Annotated in this window: 1 protein-coding gene; it reads right to left on the minus strand. The window is 63.1% G+C overall.

Features of this window, described 5'->3' with window-relative positions; translation table 11 throughout:
- Window positions 1-54: 54 nt before the first annotated feature.
- Window positions 55-643, minus strand: a 589-nt coding sequence (locus ING15_RS19320; protein ID WP_206456470.1) for a pentapeptide repeat-containing protein, incomplete at its 5' end; no start/stop codon positions are given.

The following is a 643-nucleotide window of genomic DNA, read 5'->3' on the forward strand; positions in this document are numbered from 1 at the left end:
GCCTTTGCCGAGGCCACCGGCGAGGCGCTCAAGCGTCGGCGGTGCGCGTCATGGTCATTCGGACGCGCAAGGCCATGCGGCGGGGGAGGAAAGACCGTCGGGAAGCGTCGTTTTCGCGTCGCCACACGCGTTGTCGATCTGCTCTTGCACAAGACCTCTCGCGCCGGACAGGTCGAGGCCCTCGATCCGCGTGAGGAACATGTGGGTACCGGTGAAGTCCAGCGAGCCGCCGGCCCGGACCTTTCGAAGATTGGCGCGCGCCAGATTGGCGAAGGTGAATGTGGTGTCCGTCAGATCTGCCCCTTCGAACGACGCGCGTCCAAGTTCCGCCTTTTCGAAATTGCTTCCGGACAGATCCGCATTGCGGAAATCCGCGCGCGGGAACTCCGATCCCATGAAAAGCGCGCCTCTTGCGGACAACCGCGTCAGCTTCGCGCGATAGGCCTCCACTTTCGTGAAGTTGGCCTTATCCGCTACGGCCCCATCGAGGGAGACGCGCACCAACGTCGCCTTCTCGAGGTTGGCCGACGTCAGGTTCGCGTTTCGCAAATCCGTCAGGGTGAAATCGGTACGGGTGAGATTGGCCCCTGTCAGATCGACGCCCGACAGCATGAGATTGCGTCGGTCGCAAGCGCTCCAGTCC

It is taken from the genome of Aurantimonas marina (genome assembly GCF_017183135.1).
Classification (GTDB): Bacteria; Pseudomonadota; Alphaproteobacteria; order Rhizobiales; family Rhizobiaceae; genus Aurantimonas; species Aurantimonas marina.